Source organism: Micrococcus sp. TA1 (assembly GCF_014199555.1).
Lineage (GTDB): Bacteria > Actinomycetota > Actinomycetes > Actinomycetales > Micrococcaceae > Citricoccus.
Genome location: NZ_JACHNW010000005.1, coordinates 12937 through 34154 on the forward strand (window position 1 = coordinate 12937; position 21218 = coordinate 34154).

Genomic DNA, 21218 nt, shown 5'->3' on the forward strand with positions numbered 1-21218 from the left:
CGGTTCCGGGCGGAACGGGACGGAGGCCGGCGATGACCCAGGCCATGGCGCTGGTGGACGTCAACAACTTCTACGTCTCCTGCGAGCGGGCCTTCGACCCGCGGCTCGAGGGGCGTCCCGTGGTGGTGCTGTCCAACAACGACGGCTGCGTGGTGGCGCGCTCCCCGGAGGCCAAGGCCCTGGGGCTGAGGACCGGGACGCCCTGGTTCCAGCTCGCCCCGCAGGCCTCCGCCTGGGGCCTGGTGGCCCGGTCGTCGAACTACGAGTTGTACGGGGACATGTCCGCGCGGGTGATGGAACTGCTGGGCCGGTGGGGGACGTGGCAGCAGGTGTACTCCATCGATGAGTGCTTCCTCGGCCTGACCGGTACGCCGGAACAGGTGCTGGAGACCGGGCGGCGCATCCGCGCGGCCGTGCAGCGGAACCTCGGGTTGCCGGTGTGCGTGGGCATCGCGCCCACGAAGACGCTGGCGAAATTCGCCAACCACGTGGCCAAGAACAACCCGGACGACGAGCGGATCGGCGGGGTGTTCTCCGTGTCCGCGCGGCCCCGGGCGGTGGAGGCGCTGATGTCCGGGCTGCCGGCGACCGAGGTCTGGGGCGTGGGCCGGAAGACGGGCGAGAGACTGGACCGGCTGGGCATTCGCACGATCGCGGAGCTGAGGGCCTCGGACCCGGCCTGGATCCGGTCGCGGTTCTCCGTGGTGCTGGAACGGACGGTGCTGGAACTGAACGGGACGCCGAGCGTTCCGGACGTGGACGAGCACGCCGGTCCGACCCAGGTCATCTTCTCCCGCTCGTTCTCCCGGCCGGTCACCGCCGCGGACGAGATGGACGATGTCATGAACGTCTATGCGCAGCGGGCCGCCGCCCGGCTGGCCATGCAGGGCCAGCAGGCCCGGATGGTCACCGTGACGGCCGGGACCTCGAGGTTCACCGGGCCGGACGGGTCGGTCTCCCGGGCCGTGGCCCTGTCCCGGGCCACGGCGGACCCGGTCACCATCACCCGCTCGGCCGTGCGCGCGATGCGCTCCGTGCTCACTGAGGGCGTGCCGTACACCCGGGCCGGTGTGATGCTGACCGGGCTGGAGCCGGCCGGGACGGCGCAGGAGATGCTCGCGGGCTTCGGCGACCAGGAACCGGACCGGCACCTCGAGGCGGTGCTGGAGCGGGTGCGCGGCCGGTTCGGCGGGACGTCGATCGGCCTGGGCCAGGGTGGGCTGAGCGAGCAGGGATCGTGGACGATGCGGCGCGAGTTCGCCTCGCCGCAGTACACCACCCGGTTCTCGGACCTGCCGGTGGTCAGGGCCTGAGCGCTGGCCGGCCCAGGGGCCGCCACGGGAAACCGGGGCCAGGTGGCGGGCCGGGACCCAGCGGGGAACCGGGGCCAGGGACGGAAGCGGGATCGGACGGGGAGTCGCTGGTCAGTCGAGGGACAGCGTGACCAGGCCCAACTGTGCGGCCCGGATGATCGCCTGCACGCGGTCGCGCACCTCGAGCTTGTCCAGGATCTTGGTGAGGTTCGCCTTGACGGTCGACTCGGAGATGTGCAGTTCGTCCGCGATCTCGGTGTTCGACCGGCCGCGCGCCAGCATCCGCAGCACGTCCAGTTCCCGCGGGGTCAGCTCGGAACCGTCCGGGTCCCCCGGCTTCGCGCCGTTGCTGAGGGAGGGGCGGTCGTCCTCGATGGAGGACAGCAGCTTGCGCGTCACGGCGGGGGAGAGGACCGACTCGCCCCGGTGCACGCTGCGGATGGCGCTGACGATCGTCTCCGGCGCGGCGTCCTTGAGCAGGTACCCGCCGGCGCCGGCACGCAGCGCGGGCACGAGGTACGGCTCCGAGGTGAACGTGGTGATGGCCAGCACGCTGGTCTCCGGGAACTCCGCCGAGATGCGCGCGGTGGCCTCCACGCCCCCCATGACGGGCATCTGCATGTCCATGAGGACCACGTCCGGGTGGGTGGCCTGACAGGCCTCCAGGGCCTCGACGCCGTTGGCGGCGACACCCACGCAGTGCATGTTGGGGGCGTTCTCGACGAGCAGTTTCAGGGCACCGCTCATGAGCGGCTGGTCGTCCACGATGAGCACTGCGATATTGCGGTCGGGCATGGCCCAAGCGTAGCCTTCCTTCACCCCCGACCTTTGAAGAGCCTGTAATTTGTGCCACATGCTGGTAAAGCGCTTGTCAGACCCTGATAATGGAGACATGAAACGTCCTCTCATGGCCTCGATGGCCGCTGTGCTCGTCTCGTCCGCCCTCGTCGTCTCCCCGGCCGCTGCCGTGGAGACCTCTACCTCTGAAGCTGTCGTGCTGCCCCCCACCCACGAGCTCCAGGTCGATCCCACCTACAAGTCCGATGGAGAGCTGTCCACCATGGGCTTCGGCGCCGGATCGCGGGTCTTCTGGTGCTGGTTCGGCGCCTGCTAGGCAACCATGACCGCTGATGAGTCGGCTGGCCCCACCGTGGGGCCGGCCGACTTTTGGTCTGCCCGGCCCCTGAACCGGGCCATGCTCGTGCTGGCCTCGCTCTTCGCGACGGTTTCGTTCGCCTCCGACTTCGCGAATGCGATCACGGGGTCCGGGACGTTGGATGCCCCGCAAACGCTGGTCATCCTGCTGAACTGTCTGGCCATCTACGTTCTCTGGACGCGGACCACGTTCGCGTTCGCCGCGCTCATCCCGGCGCTGGTGGCCAGCCATCTCCTGGATGCCTTCTGGATGACGTCCCTGGTGGTTCCGCTGCTTCTCGGCGCCGTGGCGGCCACGGCCCAGAAGTCCTTCAGCCTGGTGGCCCTTGCCGTGTCCGTGGCCTGGACATTGCTCATTCCCTTCACCACAACGACCTTCGGACCCGTGGTGTGGGTCGCCTTGATCTTCGTCGCCCTGGGATGGGGTGTCGGGAACTTCGTCGGTTTCCTCCTGGATCGCCGGCTCCAAGACCAGGCGCGCGTGGCGGAGGCCACCAGGCGCGCGGCGCGGGCCGCCCAGGAGGAGCGCAAGTCCCTGGCCCGGGACCTGCACGACATCGTGGCGCACAACCTCACGATCATCTCGATGCAGACCCGTGCTGCACAGTACGCCGGCACGGATGAGGCCGCGCGCCACGCCGTGGACGTGGTGGGGCATTCGGCCACGGAAGCACTGGCCGACCTCCGCCGCATGCTGTCCCTGCTCCAGGCGGAGGGCCTCGTCGCCGGAGATCAGGAGGCCGCACAGATCGAACTCGGCGAGGGAGCGGCCGCCCTGGACCTCGAGTACGGCGCCGTGAAGTTCGGTCGCATGCTCGAGGGTCTCGGGATCGAGACCCACGTGGAGACGGAAGGGCTCGACCAGGACATCCCACGGAGCGTGCAGACGGCCCTGTACCGCGTCCTGCAGGAGGCGGTGACGAACGTGGCCAAGCATGCGGCCGAGGGGGGCCAATGCAGGATCTGCATCCGCGTCAACGACGACCGGCTGGAACTCGCCGTGGACAACACGCTTCCCGTCCGAGGCGCGCCGGCCCGGGCAGGCTGGAACTCCTCCGGCAGTGGCCTGATCGGGATGCGCGACCGGGTCGATGCCTTCGGCGGGACCATGAGTTCACAGCGGGACGGTAGCTGGTGGCGGGTCAGGGGCTGAGGTGCCCCTGCAGGAGGCCGCCGCCTAATGTGATGTGGGTCACATAAGACGCCGAAAGTCTAGCCAAAGGTCTAATGGTGGTGGCTTAGGGCTCGCCTATAACCTAAAGGGGCCCCATGAGACGGTGCACACGGATCAGGACGGTGGAATCAGCCCGGGGGGATACGGGCCCACCAACCTATAATCCGCTGAGAGGCGGTGGCCATGCCACCGCCTCTCAGGTGTTTAACGCCCATCTTCCGCACCCGCTTCGGTGCTGACCAGCACGTCTGCCGAGCCCGACGGACCGAGTATGACGTCGGCCGATCGCGGCCCAGCGTTAAAGTGGCTGGAATGAACGCCGTATCTGGCGCCTCCGCCGGACATCCGGTGCGCGCTCACTCCTCGTGGGTCCCGATCGTCATCGCCGGCGTGGCAGCGGCCATGCACATCTGGAAGCTGCCGGAGGCGCTGTCCTACATCCAGCAGGACCTGGGCATGACCCTGGTCGAATCCGGGGTGCTCCTGGGCATCGTCCAGGTCGGCTCCATGCTGCTGGGCCTGGGCGTCTCCCTGTTCTCCGAGGTGATCGGACTGCGGCGGACGCTGCTGATCGGCATGGCGCTGCTGACGGTCGGCTCCCTGGCCGGGGCCTTCGCGGACTCCACCGGGTTCCTGATGGCCACGCGCGCGCTCGAGGGCGTGGGCTTCCTGATGGCCACGGTGGTCGCGCCGCCGCTGATCCGCCTCACGGCGCACCCCGCCCGGGCGAACATCGCCTTGGGCTGGTGGGCGGCCTTCCAGGGCATCGCCACGTTCCTGGCGGTCCTGACCTCCACCCTGCTGCTGACCGCGGTGAGCTGGCAGGCCTGGTGGGTCACCATGGCCGTGATCACGGCCGCGACGATTCCCCTGCTGCTGGTGTTCGTCGCCCCGCCGCCGGCGGGGCGTGGGGCCAACGTGCGACTGGCCGCGCGTCGGGTGCTGGCCACCGTGAAGACCTCCACGCCCTGGATCGCCGGCCTCGTGTTCGCCTGCTACACCCTGCAATGGGGTTCGGTGATCGGCTTCCTGCCCACCATCTTCGACGAGGCCGGCGTCGGGGGACTGTGGCCCGGCATCGTCACCGCCATCGTCGGCGGCCTGAACGGCGTCGGCAACATCGTGACCGGCCGCCTGCACCAGCGCGGGATACCGATGCGGCGACTGATCCTCATCGGCCTCATCACGATGGGGGTGACCTCCGTGATCACCTTCGCCCCGGACTGGAGCGGCGTGCGCGGCGGGCTTGCCGTCCAGATCGTGGCCGTCGCGCTGTTCTCCGGGGTCGGTGCCCTGATCCCTGCCTCGCTGAACCGGATCGCCGTGGACATCGCTCCGCCCGACGGGTCACCCGCTGCGGTCGTGGGCCTGATGGTCCAGATCTACAACGGGGCGAACTTCGTCGGCCCGATCATCCTCGCTGCCATCGCCACGGCGGCCGGGAGCTGGCACTACTCGTGGATCATGACCGGTGCGGCGACCCTGCTCGGGGTCCTGCTGGCCGCGCGCTTCCTGTCCGAACGGCAACTGGGGCTGGACTTCCGCCACCACGGCTGACACCACCCCGGCGCGGGATCAGGCGCAGCCCTCCGGGCCGCAGGCCTGGCCGTCGAGACCGGCACCGGCGGCTTCGCCCGTCCCGGCGGTCACGGGCTGCACCATCCGCAGCGGCTGGAACTCAGACCAGGCCTGCTGCAGGGCCTGGGCGAACAACTCGGTCGGCTGGGCCCCGGAGATGCCGTAGGTGCGGCCGAGAACGAAGAACGGGACGCCGGTGACTCCCAGGGCACGGGCCGTGGCCACGTCCTCTGCCACGGCGGTCTCCCACCGGTCCTCGGTCAGGGCCTCGTGCACCTGGGCCTGCGTCAGTCCCGCGGCAGTGCCCAGCCGGGCCAGCACCTGCTCTTCGCCGATGTCGAGGCCCTGCTCGAAGTGGGCCCGGAACAGCTGTTCCTCCAGCGCCTCCGCGGTCCGCAGCCCCTCCGCCTTGGCACGCTGGATGACGCGATGGGCCTTCCACGAGTTCGCGACCACGAGGTTGTCGAAGTCGTACTCCAGGCCCTCACCGCGTGCCTGCTCGGTGACGTGCGCGAGCATGCGGGTCACCTGCTCGCGCGGCATGCCCTTGGCCTGGACCAGGTAGTCCACCTCGCTGCGGTGGTCATGCTCGGGCAGGGAGGGATCCAGCTGATAGCTCTTCCACTCCACCTCGACCTGGTCCCGGTGCTCGAAGGACTCCAGCGCCCTCTCGAACCGGCGCTTGCCGATGAAGCACCAGGGGCACCCGACGTCAGAAAAAATCTCGATCTTCACAACCAGGCACAACCCAGGATCAGCGGCGCACTATTCCCCAGGCCGTCAGGACTGCCGCAGGCCACCCTGCCAGAGGGCGGCGAAGGGGGTGTTTCCGGCGACGCGCTGGCGGATGCCCTCGGTGACGAACTCCTTGGCGCGGCGGGCGGCGTCCAGGGGAGCGGCACCCTTGGCGAGCTCCGCGGTCACGGCTGCCGCCAGCGAGCAGCCGGCGCCGGACACCGCGTGCTCACCGATCTTGGGGGCTGACAGCACCTCGAGGGTCTCGCCGTCGTAGTAGACGTCCACGGCGTCGGGTCCGGACAACCGGACCCCGCCCTTGGCCAGCACGGCGGCGCCGGAGACCTCGTGGATCCGCTTCGCGGCGTCCTTCAGGTCACCCAGGGACTCGATCGTCATCCCGGAGAGCTGCTCGGACTCGAAGTGGTTGGGCGTGGTGAAGGTGGCCAGGGGCAGCAGCTCTGCCTTGAGGGCCTGGTCGGTGTCCAGGGCGTGGCCCGGCTCCTGGCCCTTGCAGATCAGGACCGGGTCGAGGACCACGTGGTCCCAGTCCTGGGTCCTCAGGGCGGTGGCCACGGTCGAGATGGTGGCCGGGGACCCCATCATGCCGAGCTTGGTGGTCTTCAACTGTCCGGCGTAATCGGCCTGGATCGCCTCGAGCTGGTGCGCGATGACGTCGGGATCCACGGGAACGAACCGATGGTTCCAGTCATCCTGGGGGTCGAACGCCACGATGCAGGTCAGGGCCACCATGCCGAAGGCGCCGAGCTCCTGGAAGGTCTTGAGGTCGGCCTGGGCGCCGGCGCCACCGGTGGCCTCCGATCCGGCGATCGTCAGGGCGAGAGCGGGGCTGTGCACGTCGTACGGGTCTGTCGTGGGCATGCGCACCATGTTAATCCCCGTTCCCGGGGCCAGGTGCCTGGCCGGCGTCGTCCCCGGGGCGGACCACGGTGACCAGGGGACGGGCCAGGGCGCGGCCCAGGGCCATCAGGACGGCCGCCGGGAACCCGACCACCGGGATGAGCATGGGCACGAGGCCGCCGACCCCGGAGAACAGCACGGCCAGGCCGTAGAGCATGCCCACCAGGGCGTAGCCCAGCACGTGGATCCACTGGTTGAGCTTGAACCGGAACAGCCAGTTGACCAGCAGGCACAGCGGCAGGCCGATGACCATGCCCGCCAGCCCCACGATGCTCAGCAGCGGGGTCAGGGAGCCATAGGCCTGCAGGGCCGGGACGAGGCTGAGGACCAGCACGATGGCGGCCATCAGCAGGTTCGGGACCAGCCAGGCGACCAGGAACCCGTACAGGGACATCCTCAGGTGCGGGCGGGACCCGGCGGGGACCGTGCTCCGCCGACGTCGGCTCGGCTTGACCGGGATGGGGGTCGTCATGGGGTGGCTCCAGAACTGGCAGGGGGCGCGCGGGCCGTGCCAGTCTACCGTCGGGGCCGGTCCGTGGCCTCAGACGACGACGCCGGCCGGGAAGTTCTGCGGCCCGCGCGGCGTTGTACTGGAGTTGCGGCCGAACCGGCCGCGCCACGCACCGACCGGAGGGCAGTCATGCTCGAGATCTTGACCGGGTCCGGACTGGCCACGGCCGCCGGCCTCAACGCGTACATCCCCATGCTCGTGCTGGGCCTGCTGGACCGCTTCACGTCCCTGGTGGAGCTGCCGACCGCCTGGCAGTGGCTCTCCCACGACGCCACCCTGTGGATCCTCGCGGCGCTGCTCGTCCTGGAGGTGGTGGCGGACAAGATCCCGGTGCTGGACAGCGTCAACGACGCCGTGCAGACCGTCATCCGGCCTGCCGCCGGCGGCATCACCTTCGCCTCCGGGGTCGGGACGGAGACGGTCACCGTCCAGGACCCCGGTGCACTGTTCGCCGGTGAGGCGTGGATCCCGGTGGTGGTCGGTGCGGGGCTGGCCCTGCTCGTGCACCTGTTCAAGGCCACCACCCGCGCCGGCGCGAACACCGCCACCGCCGGGGCCGCCGCCCCGGTGCTGTCCACCGCTGAGGACACCGCGTCCATCCTTCTGGCCCTGACGGCGGTGCTCCTGCCGGTGTCCGTGGGGATCCTGCTGGTGCTGATCGTGGTGGGGCTGTGGCTGCTCGGCCGGTGGGTCCTCCGCCGTCGTCACCGGGACCGCCTGATGAGCCGCGAGGACCGGTACTTCGCCGTCTGACCGGCTGGGTGACCCCGGTGCGCTCCGTCCCCGGGGAGCGCTCGCGCCGGACGTGTGACAAAATTGGTGACAATCCAGGCCATCGCGGCCGACGAGTGGGGAGGCATCAGTGGCGACCGGAACCAGGACGGGCACGACGGTGACCGCGGCGGACGTGGCCGCCCGGATCCGGGAGGCCATCTCCGCCGGGGAACTGGTCCCCAACCAGCGGCTCGTCGAGGCCGATCTGGCCGAGGCCTACGGTGCCAGCCGCGGGCACGTCCGCACGGCGCTGGGTGAGTTGACGGTCGAGGGGCTCGTGGAGCGGATCCAGAACCGCGGCGCCCGGGTACGCTCGGTCCCCCTGGAGGAGGCCCTCGAGATCGTGGAGGTGCGCGCCGCCCTCGAGGCGCTGTGCGCCGCGCGAGCCGCCGAGCGGATCACCGACGACCAGGCCGAGGAGCTGCGGGCCATCGGGCGGGCCATGGAGGCGGCCGTCCGGGACCATGACCAGTCGGCCTACGCGCGCGGCAACACCGACCTGCACGGCATGCTCATCCGGGTGTCCGGCCAGCGGACGGCCGCGGCGACCATCGACCGGCTGCGGGCCCAGGCCGTGCGCTTCCAGTACCGCCTCTCCGCCCGGCCCGGCCGGTCCCAGCAGTCCCTGCCCGAACACCTGGCCATCATCGAGGCCGTCTGTGCCCGGGACCCGGAGGGCGCCGCGCGGGCGATGCGGGATCACCTGGCCTCGGTGTCCGAGGCGATCGTCGAGTCCACCCGGGACTGAGCGGGCCCCCTCCCCGTCCGCAGGTGAGACGCGCGAGATCGCGGAGGGCGATGGTGACCCGGCCGGTCGCACAGGACGGCAGCCGCCCGACGACGTGCCCACTGTCGGGTCCGTGCGGACCCGGGCATCGTCACCGGGCGGCTGCCGTGGGTGGTGGCATGGCCGGGGGGTCAGTCCGTGCGGACCGTCCGGGGATCGACGTTCCGGGCCGTGAAGATCAGCAGTCCCGAGGCCAGGATGGGGAGGATGCCCCACCACAGGGCCGCATTGATCCAGCCGCTGCCGGCCGCGAGGGTGGCGGTGATCAGCAGGCCGCCGATGATCGCGCCGACCTGGCCGGCCGCGTTGATGATCGAGCTGCCGGTGGCGCGGGTGTGCACGGGGTAGCTCTCGCCGGTGAAGAACAGCAGGGCCGAGAAGGGACCGATCAGGAAGAACAGCCCGGCGCTGTAGAACGCCACGATGAGCGCGAAGCTCCCGCTCGGTGCCTGGATCATGATGAAGAACGAGACGGCGCAGAGGATCCAGCCGAATCCGATCGCGTTGCGGCGGCCGATCCGGTCCCCCAGCCACCCGTGGAACAGGTACCCGGCGAAGGCCGTGGCATTGGAGATGATCAGGATCAGCAGCGCGTTGTCGAAGGCGATGTCCTTGCCGTCGGGTGCCGTCAGCAGCGAGGTGCCCAGGATCGAGAAGGCCAGGACGCCCAGCCAGTTCAGGAGGAAGGCGCCGCCGATCGACAGGGTGGACCGCAGGGACTCACCCCGGAAGACCGATACGAGGGGACTGTCCTGGGCGGTGATGTCGATGCCGTACTTCACGCCCAGGCGCTGCGCCTCCGTCTCCTCCCCGGACTTGAGGAGCTGGTCGATCCGGTGCCGACGGGCGAACTGCGGGCTCTCCTTGAGCCAGCGCCCGGCGATGATGATGAACACCGAGGGGACGGCGGCGACGATGAAGCAGAGCTCCCAACCGCCGACCGGGAACAACAGGTAGACGGACCCGGCCGCGAGCACGGAGCCGATCGGCCAGCCGGACTGGACCAGCGAGTAGATGAGGCCGCGGCGGCGGGCCTTGGCCGGGTCGCTGTGGCTGTGGGCGAACATCTCGTTGAGGTAGGCCGCGTTGATGGCCTGCTCCGCGTAGCCGAGGCCGGCGAGCGAACGGACGAGGACCAGGAAGACGATGCCCAGTCCCGCGGTGATTCCCGCGACCCAGCCGACCGTCGCGGTCAGCAGGGAGGCCACGGCGGCGCCGGCAACCGCGATGAGGATGCCCTTGCGCCGGCCGATCCGGTCCACGATCGGGCCGATCGCGAAGGCCACCAGCGCCGTGCCGGCGGTGACCCAGGTGTTGATCTCGGTCGACTGCGCAGCCGTCCATCCGAGGTCCGAGGCCAGCTGGGGCAGGAGGTTTCCGAAGAGGACGAAGTCATAGACGGCGAAGGTCCACGCGAAGAAGCAGATCCACGTGGCCAGCCGGACGTCCTTGGGGGTGATGTCGGTGGAGTCGGCCTGCAGGGTCTGGGTAGTGGTCATGACGGTTCCTTGGGGGAGGAGGACAGCAGGAGGGGTGAGGGGACAGCGGGTGGGGAGGGGGCTGCCGTCGGGGCGACTCCGAGGGCAGGGAGCACGAAGGGGACGATCCGGAACCGGTACGTGACTGACCGGTCCTGGACCGCCCCCTCCGTGGTGGTGCGTCAGGTCAGGAGACGGAGCTGAGGCGCGCGCCCTGCCGCTCCCGCCTCTCGGCGGTGGCCGTCAGGTCGACCGTGAGCTGGCCGTTGACGTCCTTGAGGACCACGCCGTAGTCCCGGGTGGCGGCCTCGGCGGTGGTGAAACCGTCCAGCACGTCCTCGAGGACCTTCAGCGGATCACGCGTGAGCGGATCCCCGAAACCGCCGCCGCTGGGGACGGTGATCTGGAGGGAGTCCCCGGCCTTCAGCTGCCAGCCGGTGACCTTGGACGGCCAGGACTCCTCACCGTCCCGGCCGGGGTTCTTCACCAGGGAGGCGTTGAGGCCGTCATGGCCGCCCTGGGCGCCCCAGGGGGCGTCGGACTCGTGGCGTTCACCCTCGCAGGTGACCACGGTGTCCGTCAGGAAGGTGTTCTCCCGCACGATGCCGATGCCACCGCGGAACTCGCCGGCGGCTGCCGGTTCGTCGCGCAGCTCATAGCGGTCGGTGCGCATCGGGAACCGCCACTCCAGCTCCTCGATCGGGTTGTTGCGGGTGTTGGCGATGAGGTTGTCCACCGAGTCCGGCCCGTCACTGGTGGAGCGGGCGCCATAGGAGCCTTCGTTGACCTCGAGGTACACCCAGTACTCGCCCTGCTTCTCGTCCCACCCGGAGTAGGACATGAAGTGGATGTGGGCCGAGTTGCCGGCGGTGACGCGTTCGGGGATGACGGGGGCGAGGGCCCGCAGGGCCAGGTCGACGGCGCGCTGCACCTGGGAGAACCGGGAGAACGTGGCCGCGGGGTACTTCGGGTTGAAGATGGTGCCCTCCGGGGCGATCACCTTCAGCGGCTTGAGCATTCCCTCGTTCTGCGGCACGAACACCGGGAAGGCGACCTCGTCCAGGAACATCATGCGGGTGATGAACGTGAACGCCGAGACCGTCGTGCCCTCGAAGGCGCAGTTGTAGGCCGTGGGGACCTGTTCGGAGGAACCGGTGAGGTCATAGGTGATCTCGTCACCCTCCACGATGACCTTCACGACGATCGGCAGCTTCTTGCCGTAGTTGCGGCCGTCGTCGTCCAGGTACCCGACCTCCGTCTCGTACACGCCATCCGGGATCTTGGCGATCTCCTGGCGCAGCATCCGCTCGGAGTAGTCGATCCAGCTCTGGCCGGCGTCCTGGACGGCGCCGATGCCGTACCGGTCCACGAGGGCCAGGTAACGGGACTTGGCCAGGTCGCACGCGGCGATCATCGCCTGGAAGTCACCCTCGTTGGAGGTGGGCGTCCGGGTGTTGTTGAGGATGTGCCGGATCAGGGACTCCTGGCGGACACCCTTCTCGTAGACCTTCACGGCCCGGAAGATGGTGCCCTCGGACTGGACGTCCTGGATGTCCACCATCAACCCGGAGAACGCACCGCCGTTGTCGATGAGCTGCCCCGAGGCCCCGGCGAAGCCCACGAGCTCCCCCTCATGGAAGATCGGTTCGATGATCGCCACGTCGGGGGAGTGGGTCGCTCCCAGGTAGGGGTCGTTGTGCAGGATGACGTCGCCCTCGTGGATGTCGTCACCCAGGACCGAGATCACGCCCTTGACGATCTTGGGCATGGAGCCCATGAACATCGGCGTGGAATCGGATTCGGCCAGCACGTTGCCGTCCTTGTCGAACAGTCCCGCCCCGAGGTCCTCGGACTCGCGGATGATCGAGGAGTAGGCCATGCGGAACAGCACCGAGGCCATCTCCTTGGCCGCGGAGTTCAGGCCGCCGCCGATCACGCGCATCAGGATCGGGGTGGCCAGCTTCTCAGCCGTCTCGGTGCCGGCCGGGCAGGCGATGACCAGGTTGCCGGCCTCGTCCACCGTCCCGGTGAAGCCCGGGGGGACCACGACCGTCGAGTCATACTGCTCGATGACGACCGGTCCCTCGAAGGTGGTTCCCACGCCCATCTTCTCCCGGTCGTAGAAGCCGGTGTCCACTGTGGTCGGCGTACCGTCCACGTCGAAGGTCACCGGGCGGGTCTCCACGAGGGCATCGGCCAGTGAGCCCGAGCGGGTCGGGGTCGGGGTCGGCAGGTCGTCCATCACGGCGCGGGCCTCCACGCGGATGTTGATGACCTCCACGGAGCCGTCCTTGAAGCGGTGACCGTACTCCTCGAAGTGGGCGTCGTGGAAGGCTGCCTCGGCCTGGTCCAGCCAGGCGGTGGTCACCGGGCCCTCGGGGACGTCGAAGCGGATCTCGTACCCCTGACCCTCGTAGCGGGCGTCGGCCAGCCAGTCGATCCGGCGCCGCTCGGCCGGGACCCCCTCCGCGTCCAGCTGGGCATTGGCCTCCCGCTCCAGCTGGTCGAAGGACGCCTGGATGGCCGCCGGATCGGCGTCCGCGAAGCGGAAGCGGTTGGTGGCCACGAACTCGTACTGCTCGTCGGTGGCCAACAGGCCGATGCCGGCGATGATGCCGGGGTGGGCAGGGACCAGCACGTTCGGCACCTCGAGCTCGGCGGCGATCTCGCAGGCGAACAGCGCACCGGCACCACCGGCCGCGACGAGGGTGAAGTCGCGCGGGTCGTAGCCGCGACGTACGGAGTTCTGCTCGATGGCCTGGGTCATGCCGAACTTCTGGATCTGCAGGGCGCCGAGGGCCGCCTCCTCCACGGACATGCCCAGCTTCTCGGCCAGTCCCTCCATGGCGGTGCGGGCACCGTCGAGGTCCATGTCCAGGCCGGAGCCGGCCAGCATGCGGTCCGGGCGCATCCGGCCGAGCAGCACCTGTGCGTCGGTCGACGTCGGTTCCGTCCCGCCGCGGCCATAGCAGACCGGTCCCGGGACCGCACCGGCCGACTGGGGACCGACGCGGAAGACGCCGCCGGCGTCGACGTAGGCGATGGACCCGCCGCCGGCACCGATGGTGTCGATGTCCACCATGGGCACCATGGCCTGGTGGTCGCCGATCTTGGTGTCCAGCAGGTGACGCATGCGCAGTTCACCCTGGTACGCGACGCCGATGTCTGCGGACGTTCCACCGATGTCCAGGGTGACCACGTTGTCGAAGCCGGACTGCTTGGCGGACCACATGCCACCGATCAGGCCACCGACCGGACCGGACATCATCAGCGTGACCGGTCGCTTGGCCGCCTCGCGGATGGGCACCATGCCGCCGGAGGACTGCATCAGCAGGATCTCCCGCTGGTAGCCCAGGGCGGTGACCTCATCGTGCAGGCGGTGCAGGTAGGCGGACACCCGGGGGCCGACGAAGGCGTTGAGGGCGGTGGTGGAGAACCGCTCGTACTCCCGGTACAGGGGCACGATGTCGCTCGACAGGGACAGGAACGCCTCGGGGAACTCCTCGTTGACGATCTCCCCGATACGCCGCTCGTGGACCGGATTCAGGTAGGAGTGCAGCAGGCACACCGCGATGGCCTGGACACCGGCCGCCTTGAGCTCGCGGACGCGCTCACGGACCTCGTCCTCGTCCAGGGGAACCAGCACCTCACCATGGGGCGCGGTGACGCGCTCCTTGACCGTGAGCCGGTGGCGGCGCTTGATCAGCGGCTTGGTCTGCCAGGGCAGGTCCTGCTGCAGGGAGAAGTTGTGCGGCTTCTTGTGGCGGGCGATGTGCAGGATGTCCCGGAAGCCCTCGGTCGTGATCATCCCGACCTCGGCACCGGTATGCGTCAGGGCGGTGTTCGTGGCCACCGTGGTCCCGTGCACCACCTGGTCGATCTCCGCGAGCGACACCCCGGCCTTCTCGCAGAGCAACGTGATGCCGGAGACGACCGCCTCGGACGGGTCGTGCGGGGTCGATGGAACCTTCTCGACGACAGCGATGCGCTGGTCGTCGTCCGAGAAATACAGGTCGGTGAAGGTACCGCCGACGTCTACTCCGATGCGCTTCATGATGGGTCCTTTCGAGAGGAGCTCGGGACTTCGTTGGGGGCGGAGGGTGGGTTCGAGAGGTGGAGTGGGTCTCCACCCCAGGCGGTGAGCGGACCTGACGGCCCGGGCCTGCCCTGAAGCATGCTGTGATCTGAATCACTCGCCGTTGCTTGGATAGCAATGTAGTTCCATCTAGAGCAACGTGCAATGGCTGAGTGCATCTCGCTTTCGGTGAGGTACGGGCCGTGAGTCGTCCTGCGGTCGCGGGAGGAAGCTGACGGTGCGGGCTGATTGTTGTTGCAGTGACGACACCAAGATTTCTCTCGTAGCAACCGGCCCGCAAGACCTGGGGGATTAAGTCCGTGTTTCCGGTTCATGACGCGGAATGCCCGGGGGTGGCAGGGGGTCGAGGCGCGTGGCGTGACGGGGCCGGGGCGCGGAGGGTCTGGTCGGCTGAGCCCTCAGGGATCTTCGAGGCAAGAGATCTAAGTTGCTTTTTGAGCAACGATATTGATCAATCAGCAACGTCTCACGGTTAATCGTCCCGATGCCGGCTCTTCGCGACTCTCCTGGCCTCCAGGTGTCATCATGGTCATGCCCGTGAAGCGCGGGCAGTCGGACGTTGATGTCGAGTCCCTGCTGGGACGGGTCTTCGAGGCCGGCGCCGAGACGTACCGCCAGCGCGAATTCAGCCGCCGCGTCGGTCGCGGTGCCGGATCCGCCGGGTCCGTTCTGGGCCACGTCGGGACGCGATGGCATCGCCTAGCATGTTCACGGACAGGCGGCGGAGGCATGGTGCACTCGCCCGGGGAGGAAAGTCATGCCGGGAACCCAGTCACAGGGCGACAAGCCGCAGGGTGCGGCCGCGTCACTGTTGAATGGACTGGCGGTGTTGGAGGCCTTCTCCGCGACCCCGCGTCCGCTGCTCGGGGTCACGGAGATCTCCGAACTCGTCGGACTGCACAAGAGCACCGTGTCCCGGATGCTCGCCGGCCTGACGGAATCCGGTTATGTCCAGCGCGATGAGGACTCCGGGCGCTACCGTCTCGGCCTGGGGATGATCGGCCTGGCGGGTCCGCTGCTGGCCGAGCTCGACGTGCGCAGGGCGGCGGTGCCGCACCTGGAGGAGATGACCGAGGCCACTGACGAGACCGCCGCGATCGCCGTCTGGAACGGCACCAATGCGATCGTGGTCGAGCAGACGGCCAGTCCGCACCAGGTGAAGCACAGCGCCTCGATCGGCACGCGCTACAACAAGTTCGCCAGTTCGTCCGTCCGCGTGTTCCTGGCCGAACTGCCGCCGGAGGAGGTCGGCCGCCTGCTCTCGGGTGGCATCATCCAGCGGGACAGCTACCGGGGGCTCGACGACCCGGCCCATGAGCACCTGCGAACCGTCCGGGACCAGGGCTTCGCCGTCAATGACGGTGAGACCACCTTCGAGGAGTACGGCGTCTCCGCGCCCATCCGGGACTACCGAGGCCAGGCCGTCGGTTGCATCACCGCCAGTGCACCGCGGTCGCGGGTGCAGTTCAAGGCGAGCCAGCCCCTCCTGCGGGACGCCGTGCTGCGGGCCGCCGAGCGGGTCTCCGCGCGCCTGGGCAGCAGGTGACCGGCCCGTGACGGTGAGAGGCCGCCGCGTCGCAGGTCCCGGCCTGCGGCGCGGCGGCCTCGTCGGGTTCGAGCGGTCGGTGGTCAGGAGCCTGTTGCCACCGGGTCGTCATGGAAGCGACGCAGGGGACGCCCGGCGGTCTCCCTGATGAAGGCCGAGACCACGATGAGGGACACGGCGGCCACGATGGAGACGTAGATGGCGGGCGCGAGGGAGTTGCCGGTGGACGCCACCAGCCACGTGGCGAGGTAGGGGGCGGTGCCGCCGAACACGGCGTAGGTGATGTTGTAGCTCATCCCGGACGCCGTGTACCGCACGTCCGTGGAGAACATCTCCGAGATCAGCACGGAGGTCACCACGTTGGCCGTGACGGCGCCGGTCGCGATGAGCAACTGGCTGGCCACGGCACTGCCGAGGGTGCCCATCTCTGCCAGCATGTACGCCGGGATCGTCAGGACGACGAGCAGCGTTGCGGCCAGCTGCATGGTGCGCCGGCGTCCGAGCCGGTCCGAGACGCGGCCCATCACCGGGGACAGGGCCGTGGCGAAGAGGAGGGAGATGAGGCTGGAGAGCAGGGCGAGGTGCTGGGGCAGGCCGACCACCTGGGTCAGGAACGTGGCCATGTAGGTGGAGAAGATGTAGAAGGACAGGGCGGTCAGCATGACGAACCCGCCCAGCTTGAGCATCTGCGGCCACTGCGTGCGCATGACCTGACCGAGGGTCGGTGTCGGGCGGTGGGCCGATTCCTCCACCATGGCCTGGAACTCGGGGGACTCGTGAAGCTTGGAACGGATGTAGAAGGCGATCAGGCCCATCGGGATGGACAGCAGGAACAGGATCCTCCATCCCCAGTCGCCCATCGCGGAGGGCGGGAGCACGGTGCTGAGCAGTGCGCCCAGCCCCGCGGCGAGGGCGAACGACACGAAGGTGGCCGCGGACATGGCGCTGGAATAACGGTTCCGCTGGCGGTCCGGGCTGTGCTCGACCACGTAGATGGTGGCGCCGGCGTACTCTCCGCCGGCGGAGAGGCCCTGGACGCAGCGGGCCACCGCGAGCAGGACGGCGGCCCAGATGCCGATCGCCTCCTGGCCGGGGATGAGGCCGATGGCCGCCGTGGACCCGGACATCAACAGGACGGTCAGGACGAGGATCTTCTTGCGGCCCAGCCTGTCACCCAGCCGGCCGAAGATGATCCCGCCGAGGGGGCGTAGGGCGAAGGCCACGGCGAAGACCGCGAAGGTCTCCAGCAGACCGATCACCGGGTCGGTGGAGTTGAAGAAGGTCGCCGCGATGTGGGTGGCCATATAGCCGTAGATCGCGAAGTCGAACCACTCGACGACCGTGCCCGCGAAGGATGCGCTCACGACCTTGCGCAGGTGCGCGGGGCTGACCTTCTCGAGAGCGTCCGGGGGCCCGGCTGCGGAGTCGGTGGCGTGGGTGGGGGCGTTCGGGGCTCTCATGACGGGGTCCTTGTCTCTGGAGGTGGGTCCGGTCGCGCACCGTGCGCGGAGAGTGATCTGGATCACCAGGAGTTGCTAGGTGAGCAATCTAGTTACGAACATTGCAACGCGCAATGGATGGTCGAAGGCTAATCGCGGTCTGTGTCCGTCCTGTTTCACGGTGATGTCCAGCGAGAGGCGCTATTGCCGAGGGCGTGCAGGACGAGGTGAGCTGCGTGCCCGGGCCTGCGTTCTTGAAGCAGTCGGTCCAAGAAGAAACTGCCTTCCCGGACCTCTGGTGCTGGACCAATCCATGGGTTACAGTACCTACCACAGCAACCCAGTTGCTCGTCTAGCAACAACCATCCGTGAGACTGGAGAGAACCATGACCATCACGTCCAACGACATCGAAGCCCGTCTTGCAGCAGTGCTGGAGGAGGCGTTCGAGGCCGGCACGAGTATCTACAACGACCGCGGCTTCAAGCGCCGGATCGGCTACGGCAACCGTCCCGCCGTGATCCACATCGACCTGGCGAACGCCTGGACCCGCCCGGGCCACCCGTTCAGCTGCCCGGGCATGGAGGAGATCATCCCCAATGTCCAGCGGATCAACGAGGCCGCCCGCGCCAAGGGGGTCCCGGTCTTCTACACCACGAACGTGTACCGCAACCGCGACGCCACCTCCGGCACGAACGACATGGGCCTGTGGTACTCGAAGATCCCCGTGGAGACCCTGCCGGCCGATTCCTACTGGGCTCAGATCGACGACCGCATCGCACCCGCGGACGGCGAGGTCGTGATCGAGAAGAACCGCGCCTCGGCGTTCCCGGGGACGAACCTCGAGCTCTTCCTGACCTCCAACCGCATCGACACCCTGATCGTCACCGGTGCGACCGCCGCCGGGTGCGTGCGCCACACCGTCGAGGACGCGATCGCCAAGGGCTTCCGCCCGATCATCCCCCGGGAGACCATCGGCGACCGGGTCCCGGGCGTGGTGCAGTGGAACCTCTACGACATCGACAACAAGTTCGGAGACGTGGAGTCCACGGACTCGGTGGTGGAGTACCTGAACAAGCTTCCGCAGTTCGAGGACACGGTCCCGAAGACCCTCTCGGATCCCCAGCCCGAGGTCGAGGCCCCCGCGGACCCGGCCTGAGCCCCACCCGCCGTGGAAGTCCTGCGGCCCGGCGTTCCCGGGCCGCGCCGATGACAGTCCGGTACCCCTCAGTGGGTGCCGGACTGTCGCATGTGTCCGGGCAAGATGATGCCGGGCGCGAAGGTCCCCGGGTAGGAAGGTCCCTGGCTTCCGCTCACGGTGGCGGGCGCACCCGGTTGCACGGGGTGTCCTCCGGTGCAGGGCCGGCACCGCCTCCGGGTTGCGCGGAGTCGACCGGTGAGCGCGTCGTGCCGGTCGATGGTCCGGCGGGTGATGCCCCCGGGCGGGGAGCATGTCAGCTGACGGGGGCCCCGAGGCGCTGCGAGACACGCCGGGCTGCAGTGGTGCAGGCCCGGGTCAGCTGCGGCAGGGCGGATTCCGGGACCCGGTAGCGCGGGGCCGCCACCAGGATGGTGGCAACGACCTCGCCCCGGTGGTCGAACACGGGGGCCGCGACGCCGACCTCATCATCGGAGGTCTCGCCGTAGTTCACCGCGTACCCGTTGCGGCGGACGTCCGCGAGGCGCTCCAGGTACTGGTCCGGGGTGATGTGGCCGTCGAGCCGGATGGGGCAGTCGTCCAGGAGCTGGCGAACGTGGTCAGGGTCCATGTGGGCCAGGGGCACCTGGACGCTGGCGCTCAGGCCGGTGCTGTAGCGGCTTCCCATGGCCGAGGTGTGCTTGATCTTCTGGGGGCTGGGGACCTGCTCGACGGTCACGGCCGCGGAGCCGTCCCAGATGGCCAGCGCCACCGTCTCCTCGGTGACCTCCCGCAGGGTCTGCAGGTCCTCCATGGCGACCCGGCGGACGTCCAGGTTGGCGAGCAGGGGGCCGGCGACGGCGATCAGTCCCAGGCCCAGCCGGTACTTCCGTGACGCCTCGTCACGCTCGACCACGTGCTCCTGTTCGAGGGTGGCGAGGATGCGGGACACGCTGGACTTGTGGAGGCCGACCTGGGCGGCGATCTCCGTCACGCCCTGCAGTGGCTCGTCCGACGTGAAGCAGCGGATGACCTGCAGGACGTTGACGATGACGGAGGCGCCGCGGGCCCCGTTCTCGGAGGCGGACGTGGCGGACGGGGCGTCGGATGCGGGGGTCATGTCATTCCTCGGATCGGGTGACGGGGTGCGGGTCGGGGGCGGGGTGGGCGGATGCGCAGAGGGGGTGGCCGGACCGGAAGTGCTTCCGGTCCGGCCACCCCCTCATGGAGAGCGGATCGTCGTGCGGGTCAGGCGTCGATGATGTTGTGCTCCGGGCCGAAGCCGAACTTGGTGATGTTCTCGGCGCCGTCCTCGCCGACCACCAGGATGTCATGCTCGCGGTAGCCACCGGCCCCGGGCTCGCCGTCCATCACGGTGATCATCGGCTCCATCGAGACGACCATGCCCGGCTCCAGGACGGTCTCGATGTCCTCGCGCAGCTCCAGGCCGGCCTCGCGGCCGTAGTAGTGGGACAGCACACCGAAGGAGTGACCGTACCCGAAGGTGCGGTTCGGCAGCAGGCCGTAGCCGATGTAGATCTCGTTGAGCTCGGCGGCGATGTCCTTGCAGACGGCGCCGGGCTTGATGAGCTCGAGGCCGCGGCGGTGCACCTCGACGTTCACGTTCCACAGGTGCAGGCTGGCCTCGTCCGGCTCGCCGAGGAACAGGGTGCGCTCCAGGGCGGTGTAGTAGCCGGAGGTCATCGGGAAGCAGTTCAGGGACAGGATGTCGCCGCGCTGCAGCTTGCGGGTGGTGGCCCAGTTGTGGGCGCCGTCGGTGTTGATCCCGGACTGGAACCAGACCCAGGTGTCACGGACCTCGCGGTGGGGGAAGGTCCGGGCGATCTCGTGGGTCATGGCCTCGGTGCCGATCAGGGCGACCTCGTACTCGGTGATGCCCTCGCGGATGGCGGCCTTGATGGCCTCGCCGCCCAGGTCGCCGATGCGGGCGCCGTGCTTGATGACCTCGATCTCCTCGGCGGACTTGATCATGCGCTGGCGCATCGCGGGCACGGAGACGTCGGTCAGCTCGGCACCGGGGAACGCGTCCTGGATGCGCTGGCGGACCATCAGCGGCAGGGCGTCGTCCTCGACGCCGATGCGCTGCGCGGAGACGCCGGCGCGGCGCAGGGCCTCCTGCAGGCCGTAGTAGAAGTTGTCGCGCTTCCAGTCGGTGTAGACGATGTTGTCGCCGTAGCTGGTGCGCCACGGCATGCCGGCGTCGATGTTGGCGGTGACCGTGACCGACTCGTTCTGGGTCACGACCAGGGCGTAGTTGCGGCCGAAGGTGGTGTAGAGGAAGTCGGAGTAGTACTTGATGCCGTGGTAGCTGGTGAGGATCGCGGCGTCCATGCCCTGTTCGGCCATGATCTGGCGCAGGCCGGTCAGGCGGCGCTCGAACTCGGCGTCGGAGAAGGTCAGCTGCTGCTTCTCTCCGTTGTGCAGGGTCTTCAGTCGCTCCAGCTCGGAGACGGAGTTCACGGCGTTCGAGGTGGTCGTCATGGGGATCTCCTTGGGTCAGGGGCCGCGGTGCGGCGGGATCCGTGGTTCTTCACGGTCTGATGGGGTCTTGCCG

General features: G+C 69.0%; 17 protein-coding genes. 8 read left to right on the forward strand and 9 right to left on the reverse strand.

Annotated features, from left to right (window positions below; all coding sequences use genetic code 11):
* Positions 1–32: 32 nt before the first annotated feature.
* Positions 33–1313 (forward strand): Y-family DNA polymerase, encoded by a 1281-nt coding sequence (locus GGQ69_RS15195; protein WP_183530072.1) that lies wholly within the window; start codon positions 33–35, stop codon positions 1311–1313.
* 111 nt (positions 1314–1424) lie between these two features.
* On the opposite strand, the gene GGQ69_RS15200 is transcribed toward GGQ69_RS15195, so the two are convergent.
* The gene (locus GGQ69_RS15200) at positions 1425–2108 is read right to left on the reverse strand and encodes a response regulator transcription factor (protein WP_183530074.1); all 684 of its coding nucleotides are present in this window, start codon (positions 2106–2108) and stop codon (positions 1425–1427) included.
* Between the two features lie 97 nt (positions 2109–2205).
* Here GGQ69_RS15200 and GGQ69_RS15205 point away from each other — a divergent pair, with 97 nt between their 5' ends.
* From GGQ69_RS15205 to GGQ69_RS15215, 3 genes are all read left to right on the forward strand, one after another.
* Positions 2206–2427 (forward strand): hypothetical protein, encoded by a 222-nt coding sequence (locus GGQ69_RS15205; RefSeq protein WP_183530076.1) that lies wholly within the window; start codon positions 2206–2208, stop codon positions 2425–2427.
* A 6-nt stretch (positions 2428–2433) separates the two neighbouring features.
* Positions 2434–3621 (forward strand): sensor histidine kinase, encoded by a 1188-nt coding sequence (locus GGQ69_RS15210; protein WP_183530078.1) that lies wholly within the window; start codon positions 2434–2436, stop codon positions 3619–3621.
* A gap of 333 nt (positions 3622–3954) precedes the next feature.
* A complete protein-coding gene (locus tag GGQ69_RS15215) occupies positions 3955–5199 on the forward strand; it encodes a CynX/NimT family MFS transporter (RefSeq protein WP_183530080.1) in 1245 nt (414 codons plus the stop codon).
* A gap of 18 nt (positions 5200–5217) precedes the next feature.
* On the opposite strand, the gene GGQ69_RS15220 is transcribed toward GGQ69_RS15215, so the two are convergent.
* Genes GGQ69_RS15220 through GGQ69_RS15230 form a run of 3 tightly spaced genes read right to left on the reverse strand, consistent with a single transcriptional unit; the run spans position 5218 to position 7348 of the window.
* Positions 5218–5955 (reverse strand): DsbA family protein, encoded by a 738-nt coding sequence (locus tag GGQ69_RS15220; protein ID WP_183530082.1) that lies wholly within the window; start codon positions 5953–5955, stop codon positions 5218–5220.
* Positions 5956–6000: 45 nt separating this feature from the next.
* Positions 6001–6846, reverse strand: coding sequence for a bifunctional hydroxymethylpyrimidine kinase/phosphomethylpyrimidine kinase (gene thiD, locus GGQ69_RS15225; protein WP_183530084.1), 846 nt, complete (start codon positions 6844–6846; stop codon positions 6001–6003).
* Between the two features lies 1 nt (position 6847).
* Positions 6848–7348: a hypothetical protein gene (locus GGQ69_RS15230; RefSeq protein WP_183530086.1), complete on the reverse strand. Its 501-nt coding sequence runs from the start codon at positions 7346–7348 to the stop codon at positions 6848–6850.
* A 168-nt stretch (positions 7349–7516) separates the two neighbouring features.
* On the opposite strand from GGQ69_RS15230, the gene GGQ69_RS15235 reads away from it, so the two are divergent.
* The gene (locus GGQ69_RS15235; protein ID WP_183530088.1) at positions 7517–8140 is read left to right on the forward strand and encodes a DUF4126 domain-containing protein; all 624 of its coding nucleotides are present in this window, start codon (positions 7517–7519) and stop codon (positions 8138–8140) included.
* 109 nt (positions 8141–8249) lie between these two features.
* A complete protein-coding gene (locus tag GGQ69_RS15240; protein WP_298044021.1) occupies positions 8250–8909 on the forward strand; it encodes a GntR family transcriptional regulator in 660 nt (219 codons plus the stop codon).
* A gap of 170 nt (positions 8910–9079) precedes the next feature.
* On the opposite strand, the gene GGQ69_RS15245 is transcribed toward GGQ69_RS15240, so the two are convergent.
* Both GGQ69_RS15245 and GGQ69_RS15250 read right to left on the reverse strand, forming a co-directional pair.
* Positions 9080–10447, reverse strand: a complete 1368-nt coding sequence (locus GGQ69_RS15245) for an MFS transporter (RefSeq protein WP_183530090.1) — start codon at positions 10445–10447, stop codon at positions 9080–9082.
* Between the two features lie 166 nt (positions 10448–10613).
* Complete coding sequence (locus GGQ69_RS15250; RefSeq protein WP_183530092.1) at positions 10614–14480, reverse strand: hydantoinase B/oxoprolinase family protein; 3867 nt, start codon at positions 14478–14480, stop codon at positions 10614–10616.
* 799 nt (positions 14481–15279) lie between these two features.
* Between GGQ69_RS15250 and GGQ69_RS15255 the strand changes: the two genes are divergently transcribed.
* Positions 15280–16068 carry an IclR family transcriptional regulator gene (locus GGQ69_RS15255; protein ID WP_183530094.1) on the forward strand — a complete coding sequence of 263 codons (789 nt, stop codon included), beginning with the start codon at positions 15280–15282 and terminating at the stop codon, positions 16066–16068.
* Between the two features lie 83 nt (positions 16069–16151).
* On the opposite strand, the gene GGQ69_RS15260 is transcribed toward GGQ69_RS15255, so the two are convergent.
* A complete protein-coding gene (locus GGQ69_RS15260) occupies positions 16152–17528 on the reverse strand; it encodes an MFS transporter (RefSeq protein WP_183530096.1) in 1377 nt (458 codons plus the stop codon).
* A gap of 365 nt (positions 17529–17893) precedes the next feature.
* Here GGQ69_RS15260 and GGQ69_RS15265 point away from each other — a divergent pair, with 365 nt between their 5' ends.
* Positions 17894–18664, forward strand: coding sequence for an N-carbamoylsarcosine amidohydrolase (locus GGQ69_RS15265; RefSeq protein WP_183530098.1), 771 nt, complete (start codon positions 17894–17896; stop codon positions 18662–18664).
* A gap of 295 nt (positions 18665–18959) precedes the next feature.
* Here GGQ69_RS15265 and GGQ69_RS15270 read toward each other — a convergent pair whose 3' ends face one another.
* Entirely contained in the window at positions 18960–19763 is an 804-nt protein-coding gene (locus GGQ69_RS15270; RefSeq protein ID WP_183530100.1) for an IclR family transcriptional regulator, read from the reverse strand.
* Positions 19764–19891: 128 nt separating this feature from the next.
* Complete coding sequence (locus tag GGQ69_RS15275) at positions 19892–21145, reverse strand: aminopeptidase P family protein (RefSeq protein ID WP_183530102.1); 1254 nt, start codon at positions 21143–21145, stop codon at positions 19892–19894.
* Positions 21146–21218: the final 73 nt, after the last annotated feature.